The following is a 6,185-nucleotide window of genomic DNA, read 5'->3' as shown; positions in this document are numbered from 1 at the left end:
GCGGTGGCGGCGCCGTTCGCAGCGGCCGGTGAGTACACCGACCGCTTCCTGGAGCTGTACGAGAAGATCCACGATCCGGCGAACGGCTACTTCTCGCCGCAGGGCATTCCTTACCACGCAGCAGAGACGCTGATGGTGGAGGCCCCGGACTACGGGCACGAGACGACGTCGGAGGCGTACAGCTTCTGGCTGTGGCTGGAGGCGTCGTACGGCCAGGTCACGGGTGACTGGGCGCCGTTCAACGACGCCTGGGACACGCTCGAGGCCAACATGATCCCGACGACGGAGAACCAGCCGACGAACGGCGCCTACAACCCGGCCGACCCGGCGACGTACGCACCCGAGCACGACCACCCGAGCGAGTACCCGTCGCAGCTCGACGCCGGTGTGTCCGTCGGCCAGGACCCGATCGGCTCCGAGCTGCGGCAGACCTACGGCACGTCCGAGGTCTACGGCATGCACTGGCTCTCCGACGTCGACAACGTCTACGGCTTCGGAGCCGCGCCGGGCTCGTCGACCCTGCAGGGGCCGGACCACCCCGGCCCGTCGTACATCAACACGTTCCAGCGGGGTCCGCAGGAGTCGGTGTGGGAGACCATCCCGCAGCCGTCGATCGACGACTTCTCCTACGGCGGGTCCAACGGGTATCTCGACCTGTTCACGGGTGACGCGAGCTACGCGAAGCAGTGGAAGTACACCAACGCCCCGGATGCCGACGCCCGCGCCATCGAGGCGGTGTACTGGGCCAAGCAGTTCGCCGAGGCGCAGGGTGTCGGCGACCAGATCGCGGGCACGGTCGACAAGGCGTCCAGGATGGGCGACTACCTGCGCTACTCCCTGTTCGACAAGTACTTCAAGGAGCCCGGCTGCGAGTCGACGTCGTGCCCGGCGGGCAGCGGCCGCAGCTCGGCGCACTACCTGCTGTCCTGGTACTACGCCTGGGGCGGCGCCCTGGACACGAGCGGTCCCTGGGCGTGGCGCATCGGGTCGTCGCACGCGCACTTCGGCTACCAGAACCCGCTCGCGGCGTACGCGCTGTCGACGGACTCGGACCTGGTCCCGGCGTCGCCGACGGCGCAGGACGACTGGTCGGAGAGCCTGGACCGGCAGATCGAGTTCTTCCAGTGGCTGCAGTCCGCCGAGGGCGGGATCGCCGGTGGTGCGACCAACAGCGTGGGCGGTGACTACAGCGCCCACCCGGCGGGCGCCAGCACCTTCTACGGCATGGTCTACGACGAGGACCCGGTCTACGAGGACCCGCCGTCGAACCAGTGGATCGGTATGCAGGGCTGGGGCATGGAACGGATCGCGCAGCTCTACCACGAGACGGGCGACCCGCGGGCCGAGGCCATCCTGGAGAAGTGGGTGCCATGGGTGCTGTCGGAGATCACCGTGACCGACACCTCCTGGGCGGTGCCGTCCACGCTGTCGTGGTCCGGCCAGCCCGACACGTGGGACCCGGCCGACCCGGGCGGCAACGCGGGGCTGCACGTCGAGGTGACGGACCACGGGCAGGACGTCGGCGTGGCCGGCGCTCTCGCCCGCACGCTCATCTACTGGGCGGCGGCGTCCGGCGACCAGCAGGCTGCCGACACGGCGGGTGCCCTGCTCGACGCCATGTGGACGCAGGACAGCGACGACCTGGGTGTGGCCACGGTGGAGACCCGTACGGACTACGGCCGGTTCGACGACGAGATCACCCCGGGTGGCAACGGTACCTACGTGCCGCCGGGCTGGTCGGGCACGAACCCGAACGGCGACCAGATCGAGCCCGGGGTGTCGTTCCTGGACATCCGGTCGTTCTACGAGGACGACCCCATGTTCCCCGAGGTGCAGGAGTACCTGGACGGCGGCGACGCGCCGCAGTTCACCTACCACCGGTTCTGGGCCCAGGTCGCCGTCGCGACGGCGATGGCCGACTACGACCGGCTCCTGGGCGACGGCGCCGGCGAGCCGGACACGCAGGCCCCGTCGGCGCCGACCGACGTACGGGTCGCCGGCACGACGGCTTCATCCGTCTCCCTGACGTGGGGTGCCGCCACGGACGACGTGGGCGTCACGGGTTACGAGGTGCTGCGGGACGGCGCGGTCGTGGCCCGGGCGAGCACGACGTCGTACACCGAGACGGGCCTGGACCCGGCCACCACGTACGAGTACACGGTGCGGGCGTACGACGCCGCGCGCAACGTCTCGCCGCCGTCCGGCCCGGTCGCGGCGACCACCGGTGAGGGGACGGTCGAGGAGCCGGGTGCCTGCACCGGTGCGCTGACCGTGGCGAACCAGTGGGGCGGCGGCTTCCAGGCAACCGTCCGGATCACCGCGGGCAGCGCTGCGATCAGTGGCTGGACCGCCAGGTTCGACCTGGCCCCGGCGTCGTTCGTGCAGGGCTGGAACGGGCGGTTCAGCACGTCGGGCTCGTCGGTGACGGTGTCCGGCGTCGACTGGAACGGGTCGTTGGCCGCCGGCGCGTCCACCGAGGTCGGGTTCACCGGGAACGGCACTGCGCCGTCGTCGGTCCCGGTGACCTGCGCGGCTGACTGAGCAGGGTCGGTCCGCCGGCTCGTCGACCGGGGGCTCGCAGACTTCGTGTCTGCGGGCCCCTCCGTCATCAGGCCGCCGGGACGATCCCGGTCCGTCCCTCCCAGGTCCCGTGCTCCGACAGCGGGCGGAACCGGAACGTCGCGAACTCGTGGTGGAAGTCGCGGCGTCGCCGTTCGACCATGGCGTCCGCGTGCCGCCGGTCCGCGGGGTCGGCGCGGCCGTGCACCATCTCCTCCATCTCGCGCACCGTGCGCCACACGGAGAACGTGGAGATGGTGCGCGGCGGCCGGATCGCGGCCAGGGCGAGCGTGGTGCCGGGGTGGTCGCGCACCTGACGTTCGACGGGCCGGCCCCAGTGCAGGAACCGGGGGACCTCGGGCAGCCGCATCCGCGCGACGGTCACCGCGACCGCGGGCTCGTCCCGGTCCCAGGTCCCGGCCCGGGCGGGCAGGTCGGGCAGCGCCGCCAGCCGGGACCAGCGGCGCAGGTACTCCATCCGCACGTGCCAGCCGGTCGCCAGGTGGCGCCCCAGGGCGTCGTCGGACAGGAAGCGGTCGACGGCGTCCTCGTCGCGCCACTGCGCGAAGACGGCGATCCGCCGCAGCTGGAGCCGGTCGGGGGACACGACGGGCGCCCCCAGGCGCATGAGGGCCAGGCACTCGGCGTGGTCCAGCCCGGGTGTGGTGGTGCCCGACGGCGGCCGCAGCAACGCGCGTGCCGTCACCCCGGCCGGCAGCTCGGCGAGGTGGAAGGTGTGCATCATCGGGCGCGCTCCATCTTGTAGTGCAGACGCATCATCCAGGTGCGCCACATCCGCAGCTCGTGATCGGTCCGGAGCACACCGTACGGGTCGCGGTACAGGTGGAAGGTCTCGTGGAGCGGCACCCGGGCCGCGAAGTCCCGTCCACCGTCGTGGACGGTGACGTACGCGCCGTCCTGCCCGAACCGTCCCGGGGGCGACTCCAGGACGAGGTCGTCGTCGTCGCCGACAGCCGGGCGCAGGAACACCTGGACGTTGCCGGACTCGAGCGGGAACGCGACGTGCACGCTCGGCCCCACCGCGCCGGGGAGCCGGCGCGCCGAGTAACAGCCGCTGAACACGTAGCGGCCCGAGGGCCGGAGCGTGCGCAGCCACGCGGCACCCACCTGTTCGCCGTCCCGGTCACGGATCACGCGGACCCGGCTGTCCATCCCGTGCGCGACGTCGAGCGGGCGCATCGGGAGGGAGAGCTGCTCCACCCGGCGGGCGAACAGCCGCGCGATCAGCTCACCCGCCGGCCAGAACAGCGGCGACCACCCGCTCCACACGTCCATGTGCCAGGCAGCGGTGTGCTCGTAGAAGTCGCCGATCCGCGGGTCCAGGCGGTCGGCGTCGAACGCGGGACCGTCGAGGCGCGTCATCGCCGGGAGCAGGCCGGGTGCCGGGCCCGCGGAGGGACCGGTGCTCGCGACCTCGTCGTCGACCGTGCCCCCGTGGTGCGCTGCCTCGGCGGCGAGCCAGCCGTCGGCGACCGTGGAGGAACGGCTCACCGGGGCGCGCAGCCAGGAATGCTCCCCGGCGAGGTCGACGGGCCTGCCGACCAGCCGCCAGAACTTCCGGGACCCGAGGTCCAGCAGATGATTCACGACCACGCATTCTTGCAGGGGTTCCGTCGGTCGCCGTCGGGGCGTGCGGACTCCTGAGTCCCTGCCGCCCTGCCGCCGTGCAGGTTCCTGCAACCTCTTCCCCGGCCGCGGGTATCAACTGCGGTCATGCGAAAAGACGGAAAGATCATGCGCATCCTGACCGCGGCACTCGGCGTGGCTCTGGGGACCACCATGCTCGTCGCCTCGCCGGCGGTGGCTGCCGAGCAGATCGCGCACAACTGCGACGGAGACCAAGCCGGTGACCAGATCCTCCGGTGCGCCAACGTGGAGATGTCGTCCGCCGGGGTCTTCAACGCCCATGCCCGGGTGGCTGACAGGGCCAGCGGCAACAACTACAGCGTCCAGGTCGTCGAGGTCCGCCTCCAGTACAACTCCAACGGCACCTGGTTGAACCTCCGGGACGAGTTTCCCGCAGACAGCTGGGCGTCCGAGCAGGATGTCGAGCGCACCACCTCGTGGTCCTGCGGTTCCTCCGCGCGCAAGCTCGTCCGGGCGCAGGCGTACGTGCAGTGGCTGCGGTCGGGCTCGGTGGGCGGGGACTGGGTCACGACGCCGTCGGTGTACGTCTGCCCGCGTAGCTGACCGCATCGCCGGGAACGCCCCGTCGCCCCGAGGCGACGGGGCGCTCCCGGCGCGCGGAGGGCATCGAGCTACCCGAGAAGTTGGTGCTGTCGTACAGCTTCACGTCGCAGCCGTGGTAAGTCCTTACGGAGTTGAAGGCGTTCCGGTCCTGGTGACGTTGAAGTCGCCGTACTTGTAGAGCCGGGCGACCACGAGCTCGCCGCCGACCGGGTGGCCCCTCTGGCAGCCGGTCGTCCCGTCGATCACCGCGCAGCGCCCGTTCAGGCGGTGACGGCGCTCAGGAACTCCCGTAGCCGGACCCCTGCCACGAACCGTGTCGGCGCGTCGAGCAGGTCGAGGACCGCTGCGACCTCGGTGCGCACCGTCCGGACGCTCACCCCCAGCCGCCGGGCGATCTGCTCGTCCGAGGGGCACGTGAGCATGAGCGTGACGACGCGCCGCTGGCGTTCCGACAGGCCCTCGACGGGTGGAGCCTCGGCGGCGCACGGATACATCGTGCCGCGCACCGCCGCCCAGTAGCCGCGGGCGGCATCCAGGCAGGCCGTGTCCCGCACGGCGATCACCGTCGGCTCGCCGCGGATCGTCGGCCCGTCGAGGAACACCTCGGCATCGTCGACGATCTTCATCTGCACCGGTGCGTAGCCGAAGAAGTACGCCGCCGGGTCCTCGGCGGACAGGATCAGCCGTACCTCCGGGTCCAGGCCGTCGAAGTGCCACACGCTGGTCATGCGCAGGCCGTTCTCCATCACGACGGTGTTGTTCGGGAGACTGACGGCGAGCTGACCGATGGTCCCCGAGTTGCGGATCGACTCGAGAGTCCGCCAGGAGGGCACCTCGAGGGCCATGTTTTGATTGATGGCGATCGTGCCCCGTCCGAGGATGCGCGCCGCGACCCGTTCTCCGCGCTCCATCGCGCGGCTGACCCGTGAACGTTCGGTCTGGAGCCGAGCCAGCTCGTCGAGCACTCGTAGCCGTCCCGGTCGGGGGAACCTCCCCGAGTCCACGTACGCGGAGAAGTCCATGTTGAGTAGCACGCGCTGGTTCATCGGCCTCCTTCATGCCTGCAGCGGCCGTCGAACGCCCAGAACCGCCCCCGGCACGTTTGTAGCAGAGTGACGGACCTCGGTACAGGAAAGTGGTCGGTCAACCCTCCTGGAATCGGTTAGCGTCGGGGCGTGCTGCTGCCTGAGCCGACGGTCCCCGGGGCGGACCTGCCCGTCCGGGCGGTCCTGCCCGCCACGGTCGACGCCGTGCGGTCGCGCGGCACCGCCGTGCTGGTCGCACCGCCCGGTTCGGGAAAGACGTCGCTGCTGCCGCTCGCCCTGGCCGACGCGCTCGGCGGCACGGTCGTCGTCGCCGAACCGCGCAGGATGGCGACCCGCGCGGCCGCGACCCGGCTCGCGACGCTCGTCGGT

The 6,185-nt window shown here is 71.4% G+C and carries 6 protein-coding genes; 3 read left to right on the top strand and 3 right to left on the bottom strand.

Annotation, left to right across the window (positions count from 1 at the left end; translation table 11 throughout):
- Nucleotides 1-2,541: glycoside hydrolase family 48 protein (locus PROKR_RS11255; protein ID WP_051432881.1), on the top strand; the 2,541-nt coding region annotated here is incomplete at its 5' end.
- A gap of 67 nt (nucleotides 2,542-2,608) precedes the next feature.
- On the opposite strand, the gene PROKR_RS11250 is transcribed toward PROKR_RS11255, so the two are convergent.
- A complete protein-coding gene (locus PROKR_RS11250) occupies nucleotides 2,609-3,304 on the bottom strand; it encodes a hypothetical protein (protein WP_036963126.1) in 696 nt (231 codons plus the stop codon).
- Nucleotides 3,301-4,167 carry a hypothetical protein gene (locus tag PROKR_RS11245; protein WP_169736386.1) on the bottom strand — a complete coding sequence of 289 codons (867 nt, stop codon included), beginning with the start codon at nucleotides 4,165-4,167 and terminating at the stop codon, nucleotides 3,301-3,303. Before PROKR_RS11245 ends, PROKR_RS11250 begins: the two co-directional genes overlap by 4 nt.
- Before the next feature lie 126 nt (nucleotides 4,168-4,293).
- On the opposite strand from PROKR_RS11245, the gene PROKR_RS11240 reads away from it, so the two are divergent.
- Nucleotides 4,294-4,770, top strand: a complete 477-nt coding sequence (locus tag PROKR_RS11240) for a hypothetical protein (RefSeq protein WP_169736385.1) — start codon at nucleotides 4,294-4,296, stop codon at nucleotides 4,768-4,770.
- Between the two features lie 260 nt (nucleotides 4,771-5,030).
- On the opposite strand, the gene PROKR_RS30690 is transcribed toward PROKR_RS11240, so the two are convergent.
- Nucleotides 5,031-5,816, bottom strand: coding sequence for a helix-turn-helix transcriptional regulator (locus tag PROKR_RS30690; protein ID WP_051432880.1), 786 nt, complete (start codon nucleotides 5,814-5,816; stop codon nucleotides 5,031-5,033).
- 129 nt (nucleotides 5,817-5,945) lie between these two features.
- Between PROKR_RS30690 and PROKR_RS34650 the strand changes: the two genes are divergently transcribed.
- On the top strand, nucleotides 5,946-6,185 hold a 240-nt coding region (locus PROKR_RS34650; RefSeq protein WP_036963122.1), incomplete at its 3' end, for a hypothetical protein.

Origin of the sequence: Promicromonospora kroppenstedtii DSM 19349 (genome assembly GCF_000515355.1) — a bacterium.
Classification (GTDB): Bacteria; Actinomycetota; Actinomycetes; order Actinomycetales; family Cellulomonadaceae; genus Promicromonospora; species Promicromonospora kroppenstedtii.
The sequence above is the reverse complement of the archived record's forward strand: the minus strand, read 5'-3'. Positions and strand labels throughout refer to the sequence as shown.

What these genes read in the sequence shown, in the direction of transcription:
- PROKR_RS30690 (WP_051432880.1), bottom strand. Translation starts at nt 5,816, where the DNA reads ATGAACCAGCGCGTGCTACTCAACATGGACTTCTCCGCGTACGTGGAC.
- PROKR_RS11250 (WP_036963126.1), bottom strand. Translation starts at nt 3,304, where the DNA reads ATGATGCACACCTTCCACCTCGCCGAGCTGCCGGCCGGGGTGACGGCA.
- PROKR_RS11240 (WP_169736385.1), top strand. Translation starts at nt 4,294, where the DNA reads ATGCGAAAAGACGGAAAGATCATGCGCATCCTGACCGCGGCACTCGGC.